Raw genomic sequence first — 18715 nt, forward strand, 5'->3', positions numbered from 1 at the left:
CCGGATGGTTACACGATGGGCCACACGTCGCATCTGTTCCTCTTCGATCCCGACGCGGGCTTCGCCGACTCGTGGCCCTACGGCACCTCCGCCGAAGAGATCCTCGCCGACCTGGAAGAGAGGATCTGACCGACATGAACCGTATGTCCGGAGAAACAGCCCTCGGGCTGGCGTGGATCATCGCGCTCGTCGCCTCGCTTGCCGTGCTTTTCATCGGCGAGGTGCTGGGGCAGACGCCCTGTGTGCTGTGCTGGTTCCAGCGCGCCTTCATGTTCCCCTTGGCCATTATCCTCGGGCTGGGCCTTTGGTGGCGGGACGGCCGCGTGGGGCGCTATGGCATCGCATTGGCGCTTGGCGGCGGCGCAGTCGCCCTGTGGCACATGGGACTGTACGTCGGTCTTGTTCCCGAACGCATCCAGCCCTGCACGGCGACCGGCCCCTCTTGCACCGATGACAACCAACTGGTCTTAGGCATCCCTATCCCGCTGATGGCGCTCGCCGCCTTCGCGCTGATCGGGGCGCTTTCGGCCCTTTCATTGAAGGACACACGAACATGAACCGACGCGGCCTGATCCTGTCCGTTCTCGCCCTCGGCGTCGCCGGTTTCGGCGGAGCCACCTGGTTTGCAACCCGCCCCGGCCCGGTGGCCGAAGCGGAGCCTGTTGCGCCGGAACTCGCGGACGCGATGATCCGCCCCTACTCGCCCATCCTCGGGCCTGCGGAAGCGCCCGTCACGATCGTCGAATTCTTCGATCCGGCCTGCGAGGCCTGTCGCGCCTTTCATCCCATCGTGAAGGACATCATGGCCGAGCATGGGGATGCTGTCCGCGTCGTGATCCGCTACACGCCCTTCCACGGCGCGGCATCCGAGGAAGCGATCCGCGTGCTCGAGGCGGCGCGCATGCAGGACATTTACGTGCCGGTGCTCGAGGCCGTTTTGCGGGAACAGCCGAGATGGGCGTCGCACGGTGCCCCGGAGCCTGGTCTGATCCTTCAAATCGCCGCCACGGCCGGACTCGATGCCGAGGCCGCGCGCACGCAAATGCTGGCACCCGATGTCGTGGCGATCCTGAACCAGGATCGTGCTGACGTCGAGACCGTGGGAATTCGCCAGACGCCCACATTCTTCGTGAACGGCAAGCCGCTCGATCCGTTCGGGGAGGCAGAACTGCGGCGATTGGTGGCTGCCGAAGTCGCTGCCGCGTAAAGCTGAATGGAAAGGGCAGGATCAGAACGATGAAAAAGTATATTTTGACCGGCACACTGGCCGTGCTTTTGACCTTTGGAGGGCTCTCAGTGCCCGCGCTGGCCGGACCAGAGGATGTTGTCGTCGAGAACGCGTGGTCCCGCGCCTCCATCGGGATGAACCGCCCCGGGGCCGCCTACATGGCGATCCGCAACACTGGCGACGAACCGGTGACGCTGATCGGCCTTACAACACCGCTCGCGATGATGCCCGAAATTCACGAGACGAAGACCAATGCCGAAGGTGTGAGTTCCATGAGCCCGGCGGGGGAGATCGCGATCGCCCCTGGCGAAAGCGTCGCGCTCGAGCCGGGCGGCCTGCACGCGATGCTGATGCGGCTGAAAGAACCGATGACGGAAGGGGACACCTTTCCGCTGACCCTGCTTTTCGACGACGGAGGCGAAGTGACGGTCCATGTGCCGATCCTCGGCATCGCCGCGCGAGGGCCGGAGGACTGATGCGGCGACGGGCGATCCTGGGGTACGGCGCGGCTGGTGTCGGGGCGGTCGCCCTGATGCTCTTCGTCGGTTGGTGGCAGGTCGATGGACCCGGTGGACCCGAACCTGTCGGGCAGCGGCCTATGGCCCTGACCGAGATGGATTTCCGTCTGACGGATCATGAGGGCAACGCGGTCGGGCCGGAAACCCTGATCGGTCGCCCGACGATGGTGTTCTTCGGCTTCACCTACTGTCCCGATGTCTGCCCGACCACGCTCTCGGACATTTCGGGATGGCTCGACGATCTGGGAGACGAGGCCGACGAGATGAACGTGGTCTTCATTACGGTCGACCCCGAGCGCGATACCGTCGAGGCGATGGCGGAATATGTCGGCTACTTCCATCCTGGGATACGTGGCTGGACGGGACCGGAAGAGCAGATAGCGCGCGTCGCGGACGGCTTCCGCGCCACCTACGAGCGAGTACCGGCGGAGAGCGGCGATTACACGATGAACCACACCGCGAGCGTCTTCCTGTTCGCAGCCTCTGGGCGATTCGTCACCATGATCGACTATCACGAGCCCAAAGAATTCGCGGTGCCGAAGATCCGCCGCGCGCTGGAAGAAGAAATGGAGGGGGCGACATGAGGCTCAGATCTTTGGCGGCTTGTGTCGCAATTGCGGGGACGGTTTCGGGAGCGGCTATCGCCATCTCTGATTCCATGTCGAAAGAACCCGTGCCGCCGGAACTTGCCCAGGCAGGTAGCTGGATGCCCCAAGGTCCTGAAGCCCCCCAGAACGTTGACATCCCCGTGACGTTGCCCGCGGCGGCATGGGCAGACGATGCACCCGACCTCAGCCCGCTGCCCCTTCTGCAGGCCGCGTTTGCCGACAGGCCGGTGCAAGCGATCGAGCCACCCCTGTCGACGTGGTCGCGCGACATTGCTCCGGGCGAAACGCTCGATTTCTTGCTGTCAGAGGCCGGTCTTGCGGCACCTGACAGAGCCGAAGTTGCCCTCGCGCTTGGTGCGGAATACGATCTGCGACGGCTGCGGCCGGGGCACTCGGTCACTGTCGCTTCGACCGTGGACGGCAGCCCCCGCACCGTCTCACTCGCCGTCGAGGACGGGGTTCGGATCTAGGTGGTTTTCGGCGAGCAGTTGTCCACACAGGTCGTGGCTCCGGATCCGGAGATCGTAACCCTTGCCGGCGAAGCCGTGATCGACAGCTCGATCTTCGCGGCACTCGACGAAGCCGGCATACCCGCCCGTTTTTCCGTGGACCTTGCGCAGATGCTGGGTGGGACCGTGGATTTCCGCCGCGAGATGGCCGGTGGCGAAACACTAAGGCTTCTCTGGCGTGAGGCGCGGGTCGGAGAGGACAGGATCGGACAGCCCGAACTCGCCTTCGCCGCACTGGAGGTCGGCGGTTCGCTTTACGAGATCGTATGGCCGGACGACGGCAGCGGTCAGGCGACGATCTACGTCGATGGCGAGGTGCTGCGCGTCTTCGCACAGCCGGTCGAGGGTGCGCGCCTCAGCTCGGTGTTCGGACGCCGCACGCATCCGGTCTTTGGCAACGTCCGGATGCACACCGGCGTCGATTTCGCAGCGGCACGTGGGACACCGGTTCAATCGACGGCACCGGGGCGGGTTAGTTTCATTGGCTGGCGCGGTGGCTATGGCCGTGTGGTCGAAATCTCGCACGGCTCCGACACCATGACGCGCTACGCGCATCTGAGCGCCGTGCCGGAAGACCTGGCACAAGGCCAACGCGTTGCGGCGGGAGATGTGATCGGCCGCGTCGGCGCGACTGGCACGGCGACAGGTCCGAACCTGCACTACGAAGTCCTCGTGGATGGGCGCCCGACTGACCCCCTCACTGACGACCGGCTCGCCGAAGCAGCCGAGAGCGAAGCGGATGATACCGCCGCGCTCTCGCGTCTGGCCGAGGCGCGCGCGCTTCTGAATGAAAACCTCGGCAGCGAGATTGCCAAAACGACAACCGAAAGGCTCTGACCCATGAAACGCATGACCCAAGCTCTCGCCATCACGCTCGCCCTGTTCCCAGCGGCCCAGGCCCTCGCAGAGGCAACGGCGATCGACGTCCGCAAGACCAACGGATGCGGCTGCTGCCTCTCGTGGATGAAACATCTCGAAGAGAACGGGTTTGTGCCGACCGGCCAGGACATGTTCGGCGGGCTTCTCGTGCGCTTCAAGCTAGACAACGGCGTGCCGCAGCGCATGGTCTCCTGCCACACCGCGCTCATTGACGGCTACGTGATCGAGGGCCATGTACCGGCCGCTGACATCCGCCGCCTTCTCGAGGAGCGCCCGGACGCCGTCGGCCTCGCTGTTCCGGGGATGCCCTATGGCTCGCCCGGCATGGGGCCAGAAGACGACCGTGAAGCCTATGATGTCTTCCTCATCCGCAAGGACGGGTCGACGGAAGTCTTTTCGAGCTACGCCGAAGGATAATCTGGCCCGCCCATGGGAAATCTGTCTCCGATAATGCTCGGCTTTCTCGGAAGTCTTGCCGCCGGATCGCTCACAGCAGTCGGAGCAGTTCCCGTGCTGTTCGGGCGCATCCCGTCTCGGGCCACACGCGCTCTGTCGCTCGGCTTCGCTGCCGGTGTGATGCTCGCCGCTTCTTTCTTTTCGCTGATCATCCCGGCATTGGATGCGGCGGAGCCGATGTTCGAAAACGGCGCGATGCCTGCGGCCATCGTATGCGTTTCGATTCTTCTGGGCATGGGGGCTGTCGCCCTGATGAACGAAAAGCTGCCGCACGAGCACTTCAAGATGGGACGCGAAGGGCCCGAAGCGGCGTCTTTGCGGCGGGTCTGGTTGTTCATCATTGCGATCACGATCCACAACTTCCCCGAAGGCCTTGCCGTGGGGGTCGGCTTCGGATCCGGAGGTATGGAGGGCGGTTTGCCGCTTGCTGTCGGCATCGGGCTTCAGAATGCGCCCGAAGGATTGGCCGTCGCTGTATCTCTGCTGGGCGAGGGATATCCGAAGCTGCGCGCCTGGGGCATCGCGGCGCTGACGGGCATGGTCGAGCCGATTGGCGGCCTGCTCGGGGCCGGGATCATCACACTGTCGGAACCGCTGCTGCCATGGGGACTGGCCTTTGCCGCGGGCGCAATGCTCTACGTCATCAGCCACGAAATCATCCCCGAAACCCATCGCAGCGGCCATCAGAACAGGGCGACGCTCGGTCTCGCAGTCGGGCTCGTTCTGATGCTGTTTCTCGATGTCTGGTTGGGATGAGGCAATGTCACTAAACAAGGTATCTCCGGTGATCGGCGTCTTCGCGGCGCTTGCTGCGTTCGCGATTGATCAGATCACCAAAGCCATTGTTGTTGCGGATGCCGCCACTTTAAGCGCCGGGATTTCCGTGTTTCCGGGATTCAACCTCGTCTTTTATCGTAATGACGGCGTGACTTTCGGGATGCTGGGCGGCGCTCCGTGGTGGAGCCTAATCGCTCTCGCTCTTGCCATCTGTGTTTGGCTAGGGGTTATGCTGTTTCGCGCCGACAATGCGGTGGAAATGCTTGCCTACGGTGCGATCATTGGCGGAGCCCTGGGCAATGTCATCGATCGTGTGCGGTATCGGGCTGTAACAGACTTTCTCGATTTCTACATTGGCACAACACATTGGCCTGCCTTCAACTTGGCCGATGTATTTGTCGTCAGTGGCGTGGGGCTCTTGCTCGCCGCGCCATGGATCAGCGCGCGGCGTTCGATCAAGTCGTGAAGCCGGAAATTCTGAACCGCATCGCTCTGCGCCACCGTTTTCTTTCGCGGATGACGCTTGGTTTCGCCGCCGGGGCGATGACCGTTCTGACTTTCCCGCCTCTTTCGATTCTCCTGCTTGTTCCCGTTGCCTATTCCGCGTTGTTTGTCGGGCTTCGCGATCTCTCCTTCGGGCGTGCTTTCCTCGTCGGCTGGGCGTTTGGTCTCGGCCAGTTCGGTTTCGGGATTTGGTGGATCGCGGAAAGTTTCTACGTCGAGGCCGAGCGGTTTGGGACGATGGCGATTCCGGCGGTCGCGGGATTGTCCGCAGGTCTCGCGATTTTCCCAGCCATTGCCGCTGCGCTTTTTGCCGAAATCGCGCGGCGCGGAGCCATGGGCAGTCTCTTGGCCTGCCTCCTGTTCGCGACCTCCTGGACCGTGGCCGAGTGGTTGCGTGGTCACGTTCTGACAGGGTTTCCCTGGAATCTGGCCGGTTACGCACTTGTAGACTACGCCGCCCTTCGCCAGACCGCCGCCTGGGTCGGAAGCTATGGGCTAAGCTTTCTCACCGTGTTCGTCGCGGTACTCCCTGGCGCGGCTGCTATGGCGTCCGGGCGGCAACGATTGACCGTTTCGCTCATGGCGCTGGCCGGAATCGCGACGATGTGGGCTGTCGGCACGCTGCGCCTCCAGTCGGATGCACAACAGCCACCCGGTGTCGACCTGCGCATCGTCCAGGGCAACATTCCACAAGAGGAGAAATGGGCGCCCGAGAACCGCGAGGCGACATTCGCGCGCTATCTTGAGCTTTCAACCCGGCGCGGCGATTTCGACGTGCTTCTCTGGCCGGAAACCGCCTTTCCGGGTTTCCTCGACGAGGATACGGAGGCGCAGGCCCGCATTGCCGCTGCGCTCACAGAGGGCAGGGTGCTGCTCACCGGTGTGCCGGACCGTGTACCGAGCGAGGATGGCACCCGATATTTCAACACGGTCCAGGCTTTTGGCGCGACCGGCAGAATCCTGACCGGATACGCGAAACACCATCTCGTACCCTTCGGCGAATATGTGCCATTCCGTGGCTGGTTGCCCATCGAGCGGCTCACGGCGGGTCTGGGCGACTTTACGCCCGGACCGGGCCCGCGAACGCTTGCGCTTCCGGGTGTGCCGCTGGTCGCCGTGGCGATCTGCTATGAGATCATCTTCCCAAGCCATGTGGTCGACGATCTGTTCCGGCCGGACTGGATTTTCAATGCGACCAACGATGCTTGGTTCGGAACCAGCATTGGACCGGAGCAGCACCTCGCGTCCGCACGCATGCGCGCTGTCGAGGAAGGGCTTCCCATCGTCCGGGCCGCAAACACAGGGATCTCCGCGATCATCGACGCAAACGGTGACCTCGTCGCGCGGCTCGGCAACGGAGAAACCGGTGTCATAGATGCGGCTCTGCCCTCTGCTCATCCGTCAACGCTCTATGCGCGCTTCGGTGACTGGGCGCTGCTGGCTCTCATCTTCACTACTTGGGCCGTCGGACTGGCTGCAGGTCTGGTCGGCACACACCGGTGCAACAAGAGAACAAGAACGGAGAAAAAGTCATGCTGGTAATCGCGGGCATTGTCGCGGGTGCGATCTGGGGTGGATATCTGGCGCGACGCCGAAAAGGAAACCGGCTGGATATCCTCCAGTATGCGGCGAGTTCGGCGATCGCCTTCGGTCTTCTCACCTATTTCATATCGGTGGTCCTCTTGCGCATCTTTTTTTAAGAAGGGTTTCGAAACAGCACCGACATGAGACGGCTTTTCAACATATTGCTGTACGGGTTTCTGGCAATCTGCATCACGGTATCGGTTGGTTCCGGGTTGGTCTATTTTCTGCTGAGCGCATCCGTTCCCGACTACGACGAGGACTTCACGGTCGCAGGCTTAGGCGGACCGGTCGACATTCTGCGAGATTCTTCGGCAGTCCCGCACATCTCCGCGACTTCCGCTGCAGATGTCTACTTCGCGATCGGCTTCGTTCACGCCCAAGACAGGCTCGGTCAACTGTTAAGGGCAAGGCGAAAAGCGGAAGCTTCGTGGCCAGCCGATGGGACATTGTCCGTTGCGCCAGCGGTCTCAGACGCGCTCGCGTCCTATGCCGCGGGCGTCAATGCGTGGCTCGAGCTTGTGTCGGAAGGCGGGCGTGGCAGAGGCTCTCCGGAGCTGCTGATCGCAGACGAACGGTCGATCGCGGCCTGGACACCCGGCGATAGCCTGAGGATTGCCCGGTCTTTCCTGAATGGCCTGCGACCGGGAAGCGCACGGGAAGGAATGCCGAGTATATCAGGTGCCATTATACCGACGGATCGCCCGAGAGCGCCCGAACTACTGGCGACTGATCCGCAGCAGCGCCTCAATGCGTGGGCGATGGACGGTGACCGAACCGCTACCGGGACGCCAATTCTCGCCGCCGAAATCAGCGGTTCCCTGTCGCTTCCCTCGGAATGGTATCTCGCTGATCTTCAATTTTCGACGGGGCCGGCCATAGGGGCCACAATGCCGGGCGTACCTTTCGTTATTGTTGGTCGCAACGCGCGCGTCGCCTGGGCCTTCCGGTCACTTCCCGTGCCAGACGAGGAGGCGCCAGGGGGGCCATCACCCATGCAGACGGCAGGTTTCCTGACGATGCTGGAGCTGTTTGCGCGTTCAGCCGACGCGAACGATGCCACTAGAGTTGCCGCAGACATGTTGCCGAAGGGCATGGAGGCATTGGTAATTGATCGAGAGACCGTTGACCGTTGGCCAAAAGAGGAAGCCGTACGGGCGTCGTCATTTCGCGACATTCGACTGGCGGAGCTTGAAACGCGGCAATCGATCTTCTCGACAGAAGGCGTCATGGGTGTTCAAAGGGACACCGTAAGTTCCGTGGCGCGAACCCTCCTGCCCCTAATGGCGAAAGAGCTTTGGTTCGTGCAGTCCAGAGACAGCATCGAAGGCACCGATACGGACGACCTTCGTCGTGAGCTACTGGACAGGCTTGCGTCGTGGAATGGCGAAATGGATCGATATGCGCCGGAACCTCTGCTGTTTTGGACCTGGGTCTGGGCTTTGCAGCAGCGCATTTTGAAAGACGAGTTTCCGACAGCGAAGCAACTCTGGACCCGTCCGAACCCGGACTTTCTTTATGCGGTACTCAGCGATCGTCGCGGCAGCGCGATCTGGTGCGACATCCGTCCATCGTCACCTCGAGAGACATGTGAGGAGCAGGTTCGCGTGGCCTTGGATGATGCCCTTGGCTGGCTGGTCGATCGATATGGGCGCGATCTTTCGACCTGGACCTGGGGGGAGGAGCATACATTGGACATGCAGTGGTCGCCGATCAGTTCACGTGGGTTGCTGACCGACCTGCTGTCCCTTCAAGCGCCGATCTCAGGCGATCCCTTTACGCAATTCTTGACGTCATTTGGTGTTGAAGAAGACCGTCCATTCCTTGTAAGTGCCGGAAGCAATTTTCAGGCGGTCATGTCGATATCGGGAGCAGCGGGATCATACTACATCTCGCCCGCCGGACAGTCGGGACATCCGCTATCTCGATTCTACGACAATCTTTTTCCCTCGTGGATACAAGGCGAATACCTCGCCATGTCGACCGATCTGTCACTAGCCCGTGGCGGCGCTTCCGGGATATCGCGGCTCACACCGGCTACCTCCGACAACCCTCGGATGAGCGAGGGCCAGAGCGAATGATCACGAACTTCTTCTTCCTTTACGACCCTTTCGGCTATGTGCTGTCACCGGTGTCGCTCATTGTTGTCGGTCTTACAGCATGGCTGTTTTTGCGTGGGCTCAAAATACACGCTCGCTGTCTCGGAAGGGTTTCTGGCTGGCGTCGAGCCGTCTTCTTTGTCGGCCTCGCGGCCGTCCTCGTCGCGACGAATGGGCCGCTCCCGCCATTGGGGCACAGTCTGTTTTCGGTACACCAGGCCGAGCATCTTCTTCTGCGACTGGCAGGACCCATTCTCATTGCGGTTTCTCAACCCTGGCTTGTCCTTCAAGCCGGATTGAAAAGGGAATGGCGCCGACGCCTTGCCGCGATTGGGCGTGCGCGCATCCCGCGATTCTTGGCGCTTCCTGCATCTGCCACCTCCTTGTTGATTGGTGCGCTTTTCGTCTGGCAGATCCCGATGATCTACGCCCTTACACAACGTATTGCGGCGATGGAAGCGCTAGCACATCTGTCTATGGTGCTGGCTGGGCTTTGGTACTTTGCTATGCTGTTCGATCTGCGTGATCCGCCTGAAGGAGCGCGGCGCGGTGCTCGGCTGATGTCAGGGTTCGTGGTGATCGTTTCCAACATCTTTCTGGGCTCCCTGACAACGCTCAAAGAGGTGCCTCTCTATGGATCAGAAATCATCGCAGCGAGCGGTGGCCGACTTCGCGCCCTGGCTGACGAGACAATCGGTGGCTACGTAATCTGGGTCCCGTCGTCGATGGTTCTCATCGCGGCAATCATTCTGGTGCTGAACGGCTGGAACGCGGCGGAGGAACGGCGCTGGACGTCCCGCTACGACCTGATGCGCCAATCGAATGCGGCGGCGCTCGAGTTTCCGGAAACCGCGGAGGAACTGCGTCTGAAAGTAGGGAAGCCGAACCGAGACATGGGCCGTACGCTCGCCCTTGGCGCATTCTCCATGTTCATGGTTGTCATGGTTACCGTCGTGACCATCGTCTATGCCCTCGGATAGATTGAATTCGACATGAGACCAGACGTATTCTTCTCCGCTAGGGCCCGCCTGTCTCGCCACTGCCACGGCTGGACACATATTGTAGTGTCCTTACGCGTACCGGGTGCTTGCGCTGGCCCACGGCGGCAAGTGTCACTTTGGCCGTGATCGCCATCGAAGCGATCAACGTGGCCCTGTGCCGACGATTTGCCTGATCTGACGGAAGATCATCTCCTCCCATCAGGCGTAGATGTCGATCGGTGTTCCGTCTTTCACCATTGCATAGATGTCCTCGATCTGCCGATCTGTGACCGCGATGCAGCCAGCTGTCCAGTCGCGGACGTCCGTTGGGTCGATGCCTGGGCGTGGACCACCATGGATGAAGATGTCGCCGCCGGGGGAAAGGCCCTGCGCTTCAGCAAAGGCGATGTCGGCCTCATTCGGATAGGAGATGCCAACCGAAAGATGATACGTACTGTCGGGGTTGCGCTTATCGACTACGTAAGCGCCCTCAGGGGTCCGGCCGTCTCCCTCGAATTGCTTGTGACCCTCAGGAGCGAAACCCAGCCCGACCGGATAGGTTTGCAATACGCGATCGGCTCCGTCCAGAACAAGCAAACGCTGCCCCTTGTAAAGCCGAACACGGGTCACTTCGGGTCCGCCATAGCTGCGGAACTTGCTGGCACAGCCAGACAAAAACGCTGCCAATCCGCCCAACAGGACGGCGCGGCGGGGAAATCGGATGGTTTTCACTGCTCGATGCCTCTTTCGTGAGGTCTGATATGGACATTACGTTACCTTGCAAATGCTGCGTGATCAATGTCCGTGGGCAAGCGCGGCCTTTGCCATCTCTGGACCAACCTGCTCACCGCTGAATGCCTTGCGGGCCTACCGCAGCGCCTTGAGGGCGACCGGCAGGGAGACCACGGCAAGCCTTAATCGAACAACTCGTGAAGCCAGGATTTGCGTCGATAGCCGTGCTTGCGGTCGCCGCCGCCGTGCTTTCCGCGCCGGTAGCCGCGATCATCGTCGTAGCCGCGCGGCTCAGGCACCCGCTGAGGCGCCACATCGGGTGCCGAACGCTCGATGATCTTGTCCAGTTCACCCCGGTCGAGCCAGACACCCCGGCAATCGGGACAGAAGTCGATCTCGATCCCCTGGCGGTCGGTCATGCTCAAGGGCACCTCGCAAACCGGACACATCATCCTGCCCTTCACGCTCATGTCTCGTCTCGGCTCCTTTCCGGGTTCTCCCAGTTCAATGACCATGTGCCAGCGCTCCTTTGGCCAAGCCTTCGCCAACCTGTTCACCGCCAGACGGCGGCGCCTTGGCCTCTTGGCTGTTCAGCAGGCGCAGGGCGTTGGCCACCACCAGCAATGACACTCCTACATCGGCTGCAATAGCGCCCCACATCGATGCCACTCCGAAAGCGGTAGCGACAACGAAAACGCCCTTGGTCGCCAAGGAAATACCGATGTTCTGATGGATAATCGACATTGTCCGGCGCGAATGACCGATCAGCCAAGGCACCTTCCCGAGGTCGTCTGTCATCAGGGCAATATCCGCCGTCTCGATTGCCGCGTCCGAACCAACGGCACCCATTGCGATGGCGTAATGCGCGCGCGCCATGGCCGGGGCGTCGTTGACCCCGTCGCCGATCATGGCCACCATGTCATGCGTTTCGACCAGTTCTTCGATAGCTGTCACCTTGTCTTCGGGCAGAAGCTCGGCACGGACCTCGTCGATGCCGACCTCGGCTGCAACAGCGCGCGCTGTCCGCTCGTTGTCGCCCGTCAGCATGACGATGGTCTTCACGCCCTGCGCGTGGAGCTGTGCCACGATGCCCTTGGCATCGGGGCGGATACGGTCGCGCAATTCCAGGATGCCGGTGACGCCGGTGTCGTCGCCCACGGCAACAAGGGTGCTGCCGGCCCCTTCGATGCGGTCGCGCAGATCCTTCGGAATGGCGTCGCCGAAACCCTTCTCCTCGGCAAACCGGTCGGACCCTAGCCAGATCGACCGGCCGTCTGTGCGTCCTTCAAGTCCCCTACCTGGAACGGTTCGGGTATCTTGCGCGGCGGACACATTGATGCCTTCGGCTTCTGCCCGCGCGAGAATGGCGCGCGCCAAGGGATGCGAGGAACGTGCCTCCAGCCCAGCGGCGAGGGTCATCAGATCTTGCGCCGATGCTTTGCCCAGCGGATGCACCGCCGCCACCTCCGGCTCGCCCATGGTGATCGTGCCGGTTTTGTCCATGGCCAGTGCAGTGGTCTTGCCCGGTGCCTCAACATATGCACCGCCCTTGATCAGCACCCCAGCCCGCGCTGAGGCGGTGAGTGCGGCGACGATGGAGACCGGTGTCGAGATGACCAGAGCACACGGGCAGGCGATCACCAGCAGCACGAGTGCATTGTAGAACCAATAATCCCAGGCCCCACCGAAAATGAGCGGCGGCAGCAGGGCAATTGCAATGGCGAGAGCCATGACGATAGGCGTGTAGATGCGGGCGAACTTCGCCACCCACTGCTCCACCGGCGCACGGCGGGCATGGGCGTCGCCGACCATGCGGATAATCTTGGCCAACACGGTGTCCGAGGCGGCCTTCGTGGCGCGCACCGTCAGTGTGCCTTCGCCGTTGATCGTACCGGCATAGACTTCGTCGCCCCGTTCCTTTGGGACCAGCGCACTCTCTCCGGTGATTGGCGCCTGATCGACGGCCCCTGCCCCATCGACAACCTCACCATCCAATGGGATGCGATCTCCGCCGCGCACGACGAAACGTGCGTTGATAGCAACCGCGGAAGCCGGTACGTCCGCTTCCGAACCGTCATCATAAAGAATTCTTGCCGTCGGCGGCGCCAGGTCCAGCAGAGCTGAAACCGCATTCCTCGCACGCCCGACGCTCCAGCTTTCGAGGAAAAGCGAGAGCGAGAAGAAGAACGCAACCGTCGCCGCCTCGAAAAATTCGCCGAGGCCAATTGCACCCGCGACTGCGACGACCATGAGCAGGTTCATGTCGGGCGACAGCCGCCGTGCGGACGACCATGCCTTTGGCGCCACGAGCCAAACACCGAACAGGATCGCGACCGCGAATAGCCCTGCCTCGACCAGTGGCATCGGCGCTTCGCCGTGCCCTGCGAAGAGGCCAAGTGCCCCCCCCATGCCGGTCTCGATGATGTGCCACAGAAATCCCGCGGCCCAGAAGCCACCACTGAGCGCCGTAAACAGCCGCTGGCGTGCAAGATGGGCCGCCTGGTCGACCGACGCGTTTTCGGCATCCCAGGGCTTGGCGGTCATGCCGGTGCTTGCGACCAGTTCTGCAATTTCGCCGTCCGATACACTCTTGGCGCTGTCGAGGATAGTCATCCGTCCATTGATCACGTCGAACGCAAGATGTTCGGCCCCGCCGATCTTCGGGCCGACCACCTTGTTCAGGATTGCTACCTCCTCGGCGCAATCGAGGCCGGACACCTGAAAACTGCGCCCGCCCGCTGGCGCGGGGGTCGCCGGAACGATGTCGCCGCACGTTCCGGCGCTCCCGCAGCAGCTGCCGCCGCTTGTCTGGGCATCTTCGGCGTGATCGTGGTCGTGACGATGGGTGTCGGACGGCATGAATGGACCTCTGGATTCGGGTGCTTTACCATGACATAGCCCCTACAGTGGCTAGAGCTTCAAGAGCAAAATACGGTGGTATTTCAGATTGTTTTATTGCTAGAGGATGCGGTGACTGGCTCTATCACGCCTTGAGGCATGAACAGCCGCTGCAAAGAAAAACAGTCACGAAAGGAAACTTAATGCGGGTTTTGATTCTGAAGCAAAAAATGATGGTTGCAGTGGCGCTGTCGCTCACGGCCGGGTGCGCAGTCCAGCCGACTGGACCGGGCGACGTGGCAAAACAGGGGGGCAACGTTCCCGAAGCCGTGATTGCAATGGCTGCCCCGGATCAGGATGTTGCAACTGCGCGCTTGGTACCGGAAGACGGGTGCTACTGGTACAAACACAGCGGCCCCGTAGAAACAACCTTGCTGCCGCTGCGCACGGCGAACGGCAATCGTATCTGCACCCCTCGCGAAACTTAATTGCGTTTGCCGTCCGCTGCTTGGCTTAGCTGCGGGCAGTCACGCTGTCCTCCGCCGAGTAAAGATAGGCCGTAGAGCCGGTCTCGACGTTCGGGTAAAGATCATTGATATGAGCCATGACCATCCGTACGCAGCCCGAACTTGCGCGGCCACCGATACTCCGTGGGCTCGGAGTGCCATGGATGCGCAAAAGGGTATCGCGATCCCCGACGTAGAGATACAGCGCCCTCGATCCAAGCGCGTTTTCCGGTCCCGGTTCCATGCCATCGGCAATGTCAGCATAAAGTTCGGGGTCGCGATTGATCATGCTCTGTGTCGGTTGCCAGTGCGGCCACCTGACCTTGCGCTTGATGGTATAGACACCCGGCTCGTAGAGGTTCCCCCGCGCGATGGCCACGCCGTAGCGCATCGCGGTTCCACCCTCTTCAATGTGGTAAAGATATCGTGCGACCGCGTCGACATGGATATCTCCCGGCACGAGACCGGCCTTCGCAAGGACTCGTTGCGGCAGGAACCGCGGGTGCAAATCCCAGGGATTGGAGGTTTCGGGGACATAATTTGGAGGCGTCACCTGTGCGTCCCATTCAGCCTTCTGCGCCTCGGTGGGCCAGCTATCGGCAAACGTCACGCCGGGAACGGTCGCAGAAAATAGCGCCGTTGTTGTTTGAATGAAGTGTCGTCTTGTCAGCATGTCGTACCCTTTCGGTTCCCACCGGCGATTGATGGCAAGAACGGTATGTGTTCTCCTTGAACAGATAGGACTTCTAGTGGCTAGAGGTTCAAGGGCAAATTTTCGTGAGTAAACATGCGATCCTTGCAGTTTCCAGTTTGCTTGGGAGGAGAAAACTGCTCGCACGATACCTGGTCCGAAGTTGCGCAGCGACAATTCGTTAGGGTCAGGATTCATAACCAGTAGATGACGGTTGCTGCGAGCGCGATGGCTGAGAGAAAGACCTTTGGACAGCGGTCATAGCGGGTTGCCACGCGCCTCCAGTCCTTGAGGCGCCCGAACATGATCTCGATGCGGTTTCGCCGCTTGTAGCGGCGCTTGTCGTATTTGACCTGGGTCTTGCGTTGCTTTCGGCCGGGAATGCAGGCGCGTATCCCCTTGTCTTGCAATGCTTCTCGGAACCAATCAGCGTCGTAGCCCCGATCCCCGAGCAGCCATTCGACATTTGGAAGGCTGCTGAGCAGCGCCCGTGCGCCGATGTAGTCGCTGACCTGTCCGGCGGTGACGAACAGGTTGAGCGGTCGTCCTTGGCTGTCGCAGATGGCATGCAGTTTTGTGTTCATGCCGCCCTTGGTTCGACCGATCAGGCGACCGCGCCCCCCTTTTTGGCGGCCATGCTGGTCGCGGTACGGTGTGCTTTCAGATAGGTCGCGTCGATCATCACGGTTTTTTCTTCGCGGTGTCCGGTAGCCAGGCCGACCATCATCCTGGCGAAGATGCCTTTCTCGCTCCAGCGCTTCCACCGGCTGTACAGCGTCTTATGCGGTCCATAGGCTTCAGGCGCGTCGCGCCAGCGCAAGCCATTGCGATTGATGAAGATTATCCCGCTCAAGACGCGTTTGTCGTCGACCCGAGGCTTGCCGTGGGACTTGGGAAAGAAAGGGGAAAGCTTGGCCATCTGCTCGTCGGTCAGCCAGAAAAGGTCGCTCATGTCACCGCTCCGTTTTCCGGGCCGTGAATCACGCAGCGCTTTGAAAATCAATGCATCCTGACCCTAGAAAGTTGCGGGGTACAGGATCACACGCGTGTCCAGCGGAACCATATCATACAACTGGACAATCTGATCGTTAACCAATCTGGCGCATCCGTTTGAAACGGCACTGCCAATAGTGCTTGGGTCATTTGTGCCATGCACACGTAAAAAGGTATCCCCGCGTCCCGGTTGAAAAAGGTAGAGGGCCCGCGCACCTAGAGGGTTGCTCAGACCGCCAGGCATTCCATTCCGAAACGGTCCATACTTTTTCGGTTCACGACGCAACATGCCCGGGGTCGGTGTCCAGCTGGGCCACTCCTTCTTTGCCCCCACATAGAATTCGCCTGCCTCGTAAAGGCCCGGGCGACCGATCCCGACAGCGTAGCGAATTGCAGTGTTATCGGGTTGGGTCCAGAACAGGGCAAACTGGCTTGGAACAACATGGATTTCGTATGGAGCGGAGCCCTCTGGAATGCTCACTACTTGAGGTAAATACTCCGGCGGTAAATCATACTTTGGCAGCACTACATGGGCTGAAACTGGCTGACTGGCCAAAGTGCCAACAGCCCCGGCGGCAAGGAGGAATTTTCTTCGATTCATGAAGCTGTGGCTTTCGAACGGTGAACGTTGAATGAACGCCGGTACACGAAAAAAGACTTTAACAAGTCATGCTAGGTGCGCGATCAGAACAATTTCACTTGTGTTCCTACCTCAGCCAAAGCGAACAGTTCTTTGATATGTTCGTTGTAAAGGCCGATGCATCCGTTCGACGATTGGCGGCCAATTTTCCGCGTGTCGCCCGTTCCGTGGACGCGGTAATATTGCCATGAAAGGTAGAGGGCGTGTGTACCCAAGGGGTTGTCTGGACCGGGTGGAAAATAGTCTGGCCAATCCGGATTGCGGATCTTCATCGAAGGCGTGGGGCGCCAGCTTGGTCCTTCCACTTTCTTGATAACGCTAGTGTATCCGCGTTTTGTCAGTTCTTCGGATTCCGGAACGCTCGACGGATACAGCTTATAAACACTTTCATCCTCTGACCAATATTGCACCGCTCGGGAATCAATGTCGCACAGGATTGCACCGTGGTTTAGATTATCGAAGTGATCCCGCCAGTTTGAGGTGCTGAAGGATGAAATATTGCGGCGCACTGGTGGCGTAGCAAGTGGTGCTGTGGTTTGCGCTGTTGCAACGCCTGCTCCTAGGAACACGCCACTTGCGGCCGCACCGAGCAGCGCTCCGCGACGTGAGATAAATGAGTCTTTAATTAGCTTCATGATCAATCCTTCGGTCGTGCCTCTTTCGCCTGGTTACAACCTTCACCCACTGGAGCTTCAAGCGATCAATTGTCACAAAAACGTGAGACGAATGGCTAACGAACGCTTTGGGCTGGAAAAGCCTTGTCGCATTCGAACGGAAAGTGGCTTAAACGATCATCTGGGGCGGCACTAAAGCGTGCCAGGTCAAGCCGGTGTCAGCCTCGACAAATGACCTATATTAGGTCAGCTTTCCACATGCGATACCTCCCGTGCCCCGTCACCTCGCGGATCAAACCGCTTGCCTCCATCCATGCGAGATTGCGCTGAACGGCGGCGCGGCTGGCTCCGGTCATGGCCTCAGCCATCGGGGCGGAGACCAAGGGCCATTCCGTGAAAACCTTTCGCAAGGCAACCGGCGTGCGGCCAGATAATTGCGCCATGACGTTTTCTGCCCGCCCGATCCACACTTCAATATCATCAAGTGTTCGCATCGCCGTTAGAATTGCGCTGTTCATCCCATCCAACCAGCGGGCCAAACGCTCGGGTGGCAAGCCCGAAACGCGCAGCCCCCCGGCCCCGGCCATAGCGAGCGGCGCGAAGATGGCACCGCTTCCATCGCTGGTCGCGATCCTGGACGCGGTGACGGCAGCTTCGATCTGGTCGCCGTGGCGTCCGAGGCCCGCCAAGCTCCACAGGTGATACCCCATGCACGCCCGCGTGATCGGGTGGAGACCCTTTGCGGCTGCCATGACGTCCAGCCACCCACCCGCGCGATCCTCGAAACGCTCAGCGCTGTCTTCAATGTTCTCGGGATCGCGGCGATCCAGGAAGGCGGCCAAGTCAGCTTTCGGTCCAGGACCGCCTGTTAGGCGCCGAACAGCCCATCCAACTCTTGCCAGTGCATTTGGGTCATCCTGTGCACCTGACAGCCGCATCGATATCCAGAGCGCCAGACGATCAGAACTCACCCGATCCCCTGCGAACCAGCTGAGATCCGCTGCCTCGATAAGAGCGAGGCGATGCCGCCAGCCTTCCGGGCCACGCAGCAGCCGGTCATCCAGAGCTCCCAGGCGTCCAGCCACTCTTGCCAGTCGCGCAGCGTGAACGCCTTCTGCTTTTGCCCAGTCTTCGACGACAGCAGTGTCGGGCGGTTCCGCCCGTGGCCCTGGAGGCAAATCATCCGGTTCTTCTTCAAGTGACCTAGGTAGAAACCAGAGATCGTCTTCGTGAGCCTCTTCATCCTTCTCGATGGTGATAAGGAGGTCGCCGTAATCATCAGTCAAAGAAGAGGCTTGCGTCATCTTGTGTGCAAAATACTGATTTTTTGCACATTGCCCAGGCGTTTTCGTGGCCGCTGCCTGCGCCATTTATATAGTACGCGCGCGCGACTGCAGGTGAAACCTCTCAGATCGCTTTCAGCGCAAGGAAACCAAAGGTTTTTGGACGAGCACGACGAGAGAGCACCTACTTGCATTTGGTTACAAACGGTTCTCTGATTGCGGCTGTGTCAAGCGGGATAGCGATCTGTCCGTTCGGGGTCATGGTTCTCTCCGAGGTCG

Annotated in this window: 20 protein-coding genes and 2 pseudogenes; 14 read left to right on the forward strand and 8 right to left on the reverse strand. The window is 60.6% G+C overall.

The window, feature by feature from the left end:
- The 13 genes and pseudogenes from ACGYK7_RS17705 to ACGYK7_RS17765 form a co-directional block, all read left to right on the forward strand.
- A pseudogene (locus ACGYK7_RS17705) lies at positions 1-129 on the forward strand (SCO family protein); the annotation flags it as partial.
- Positions 130-134: 5 nt separating this feature from the next.
- Positions 135-557: a disulfide bond formation protein B gene (locus ACGYK7_RS17710; protein ID WP_088635910.1), complete on the forward strand. Its 423-nt coding sequence runs from the start codon at positions 135-137 to the stop codon at positions 555-557.
- Positions 554-1207: a thioredoxin domain-containing protein gene (locus tag ACGYK7_RS17715; protein WP_088635911.1), complete on the forward strand. Its 654-nt coding sequence runs from the start codon at positions 554-556 to the stop codon at positions 1205-1207. The genes ACGYK7_RS17710 and ACGYK7_RS17715 overlap by 4 nt, the downstream gene beginning before the upstream one ends.
- A gap of 29 nt (positions 1208-1236) precedes the next feature.
- Positions 1237-1704 (forward strand): copper chaperone PCu(A)C, encoded by a 468-nt coding sequence (locus tag ACGYK7_RS17720; protein WP_088635912.1) that lies wholly within the window; start codon positions 1237-1239, stop codon positions 1702-1704.
- Positions 1704-2330 (forward strand): SCO family protein, encoded by a 627-nt coding sequence (locus tag ACGYK7_RS17725; RefSeq protein ID WP_088635913.1) that lies wholly within the window; start codon positions 1704-1706, stop codon positions 2328-2330. Before ACGYK7_RS17720 ends, ACGYK7_RS17725 begins: the two co-directional genes overlap by 1 nt.
- Positions 2327-3700 (forward strand): annotated as a pseudogene (locus ACGYK7_RS17730) (M23 family metallopeptidase). The gene ACGYK7_RS17725 and the pseudogene ACGYK7_RS17730 overlap by 4 nt, the downstream one beginning before the upstream one ends.
- Before the next feature lie 3 nt (positions 3701-3703).
- Positions 3704-4159, forward strand: coding sequence for a DUF411 domain-containing protein (locus ACGYK7_RS17735; RefSeq protein WP_043772538.1), 456 nt, complete (start codon positions 3704-3706; stop codon positions 4157-4159).
- A gap of 12 nt (positions 4160-4171) precedes the next feature.
- Positions 4172-4954, forward strand: coding sequence for a ZIP family metal transporter (locus ACGYK7_RS17740; protein WP_088635914.1), 783 nt, complete (start codon positions 4172-4174; stop codon positions 4952-4954).
- Entirely contained in the window at positions 4938-5441 is a 504-nt protein-coding gene (gene lspA / locus ACGYK7_RS17745) for a signal peptidase II (RefSeq protein WP_369824853.1), read from the forward strand. The genes ACGYK7_RS17740 and lspA overlap by 17 nt, the downstream gene beginning before the upstream one ends.
- A complete protein-coding gene (lnt, locus tag ACGYK7_RS17750) occupies positions 5408-7021 on the forward strand; it encodes an apolipoprotein N-acyltransferase (RefSeq protein WP_088635916.1) in 1614 nt (537 codons plus the stop codon). Before lspA ends, lnt begins: the two co-directional genes overlap by 34 nt.
- Complete coding sequence (locus tag ACGYK7_RS17755) at positions 7012-7179, forward strand: hypothetical protein (RefSeq protein ID WP_009815492.1); 168 nt, start codon at positions 7012-7014, stop codon at positions 7177-7179. The genes lnt and ACGYK7_RS17755 overlap by 10 nt, the downstream gene beginning before the upstream one ends.
- A gap of 24 nt (positions 7180-7203) precedes the next feature.
- Positions 7204-9141, forward strand: coding sequence for a penicillin acylase family protein (locus ACGYK7_RS17760; RefSeq protein ID WP_088635917.1), 1938 nt, complete (start codon positions 7204-7206; stop codon positions 9139-9141).
- Complete coding sequence (locus ACGYK7_RS17765; protein ID WP_088635918.1) at positions 9138-10139, forward strand: cytochrome c oxidase assembly protein; 1002 nt, start codon at positions 9138-9140, stop codon at positions 10137-10139. The genes ACGYK7_RS17760 and ACGYK7_RS17765 overlap by 4 nt, the downstream gene beginning before the upstream one ends.
- 219 nt (positions 10140-10358) lie before the next feature.
- Here ACGYK7_RS17765 and ACGYK7_RS17770 read toward each other — a convergent pair whose 3' ends face one another.
- The 3 genes from ACGYK7_RS17770 to ACGYK7_RS17780 all read right to left on the reverse strand — a co-directional run bounded on the left by ACGYK7_RS17770 (position 10359) and on the right by ACGYK7_RS17780 (position 13730).
- Entirely contained in the window at positions 10359-10871 is a 513-nt protein-coding gene (locus ACGYK7_RS17770) for a murein L,D-transpeptidase family protein (RefSeq protein ID WP_035367119.1), read from the reverse strand.
- 182 nt (positions 10872-11053) lie between these two features.
- The gene (locus tag ACGYK7_RS17775) at positions 11054-11341 is read right to left on the reverse strand and encodes a zf-TFIIB domain-containing protein (protein WP_071974146.1); all 288 of its coding nucleotides are present in this window, start codon (positions 11339-11341) and stop codon (positions 11054-11056) included.
- Positions 11342-11375: 34 nt separating this feature from the next.
- On the reverse strand, positions 11376-13730 hold the full coding sequence (locus tag ACGYK7_RS17780) for a cation-translocating P-type ATPase (protein ID WP_271690351.1): 2355 nt from the start codon (positions 13728-13730) through the stop codon (positions 11376-11378).
- 182 nt (positions 13731-13912) lie between these two features.
- Between ACGYK7_RS17780 and ACGYK7_RS17785 the strand changes: the two genes are divergently transcribed.
- Positions 13913-14197 (forward strand): hypothetical protein, encoded by a 285-nt coding sequence (locus ACGYK7_RS17785; RefSeq protein ID WP_088635920.1) that lies wholly within the window; start codon positions 13913-13915, stop codon positions 14195-14197.
- Positions 14198-14222: 25 nt separating this feature from the next.
- Here ACGYK7_RS17785 and ACGYK7_RS17790 read toward each other — a convergent pair whose 3' ends face one another.
- From ACGYK7_RS17790 to ACGYK7_RS17810, 5 genes are all read right to left on the reverse strand, one after another.
- Positions 14223-14888 carry a L,D-transpeptidase gene (locus tag ACGYK7_RS17790; RefSeq protein WP_088635921.1) on the reverse strand — a complete coding sequence of 222 codons (666 nt, stop codon included), beginning with the start codon at positions 14886-14888 and terminating at the stop codon, positions 14223-14225.
- 212 nt (positions 14889-15100) lie between these two features.
- Positions 15101-15858 (reverse strand): IS5 family transposase gene (locus ACGYK7_RS17795; protein WP_088635922.1). Its coding sequence is split into 2 segments (ribosomal slippage): positions 15101-15534 and positions 15534-15858, totalling 759 coding nucleotides; the frame shifts between segments, so codons are not numbered across the junction.
- Positions 15859-15921: 63 nt separating this feature from the next.
- Positions 15922-16500 (reverse strand): L,D-transpeptidase, encoded by a 579-nt coding sequence (locus ACGYK7_RS17800; RefSeq protein WP_009815505.1) that lies wholly within the window; start codon positions 16498-16500, stop codon positions 15922-15924.
- Positions 16501-16583: 83 nt separating this feature from the next.
- A complete protein-coding gene (locus tag ACGYK7_RS17805) occupies positions 16584-17174 on the reverse strand; it encodes a L,D-transpeptidase (protein WP_088635923.1) in 591 nt (196 codons plus the stop codon).
- 215 nt (positions 17175-17389) lie between these two features.
- On the reverse strand, positions 17390-18457 hold the full coding sequence (locus ACGYK7_RS17810) for a hypothetical protein (protein ID WP_394403742.1): 1068 nt from the start codon (positions 18455-18457) through the stop codon (positions 17390-17392).
- Positions 18458-18715: the final 258 nt, after the last annotated feature.

Source organism: Sulfitobacter sp. 1A15299 (assembly GCF_043556915.1).
GTDB lineage: Bacteria > Pseudomonadota > Alphaproteobacteria > Rhodobacterales > Rhodobacteraceae > Sulfitobacter.

Bases quoted from the DNA above. Each gene is read 5' to 3' on its own strand.
- ACGYK7_RS17800 (WP_009815505.1), bottom strand. From the start codon at position 16,500: ATGAATCGAAGAAAATTCCTCCTTGCCGCCGGGGCTGTTGGCACTTTG.
- ACGYK7_RS17710 (WP_088635910.1), top strand. From the start codon at position 135: ATGAACCGTATGTCCGGAGAAACAGCCCTCGGGCTGGCGTGGATCATC.
- lnt (WP_088635916.1), top strand. From the start codon at position 5,408: ATGGATCAGCGCGCGGCGTTCGATCAAGTCGTGAAGCCGGAAATTCTG.
- ACGYK7_RS17785 (WP_088635920.1), top strand. From the start codon at position 13,913: ATGCGGGTTTTGATTCTGAAGCAAAAAATGATGGTTGCAGTGGCGCTG.
- ACGYK7_RS17765 (WP_088635918.1), top strand. From the start codon at position 9,138: ATGATCACGAACTTCTTCTTCCTTTACGACCCTTTCGGCTATGTGCTG.
- ACGYK7_RS17805 (WP_088635923.1), bottom strand. From the start codon at position 17,174: ATGAAGCTAATTAAAGACTCATTTATCTCACGTCGCGGAGCGCTGCTC.
- ACGYK7_RS17780 (WP_271690351.1), bottom strand. From the start codon at position 13,730: ATGCCGTCCGACACCCATCGTCACGACCACGATCACGCCGAAGATGCC.
- ACGYK7_RS17740 (WP_088635914.1), top strand. From the start codon at position 4,172: ATGGGAAATCTGTCTCCGATAATGCTCGGCTTTCTCGGAAGTCTTGCC.
- ACGYK7_RS17760 (WP_088635917.1), top strand. From the start codon at position 7,204: ATGAGACGGCTTTTCAACATATTGCTGTACGGGTTTCTGGCAATCTGC.
- ACGYK7_RS17790 (WP_088635921.1), bottom strand. From the start codon at position 14,888: ATGCTGACAAGACGACACTTCATTCAAACAACAACGGCGCTATTTTCT.
- ACGYK7_RS17775 (WP_071974146.1), bottom strand. From the start codon at position 11,341: ATGAGCGTGAAGGGCAGGATGATGTGTCCGGTTTGCGAGGTGCCCTTG.
- ACGYK7_RS17755 (WP_009815492.1), top strand. From the start codon at position 7,012: ATGCTGGTAATCGCGGGCATTGTCGCGGGTGCGATCTGGGGTGGATAT.
- ACGYK7_RS17735 (WP_043772538.1), top strand. From the start codon at position 3,704: ATGAAACGCATGACCCAAGCTCTCGCCATCACGCTCGCCCTGTTCCCA.
- ACGYK7_RS17715 (WP_088635911.1), top strand. From the start codon at position 554: ATGAACCGACGCGGCCTGATCCTGTCCGTTCTCGCCCTCGGCGTCGCC.
- ACGYK7_RS17810 (WP_394403742.1), bottom strand. From the start codon at position 18,457: ATGACGCAAGCCTCTTCTTTGACTGATGATTACGGCGACCTCCTTATC.
- ACGYK7_RS17720 (WP_088635912.1), top strand. From the start codon at position 1,237: ATGAAAAAGTATATTTTGACCGGCACACTGGCCGTGCTTTTGACCTTT.
- ACGYK7_RS17725 (WP_088635913.1), top strand. From the start codon at position 1,704: ATGCGGCGACGGGCGATCCTGGGGTACGGCGCGGCTGGTGTCGGGGCG.
- lspA (WP_369824853.1), top strand. From the start codon at position 4,938: ATGTCTGGTTGGGATGAGGCAATGTCACTAAACAAGGTATCTCCGGTG.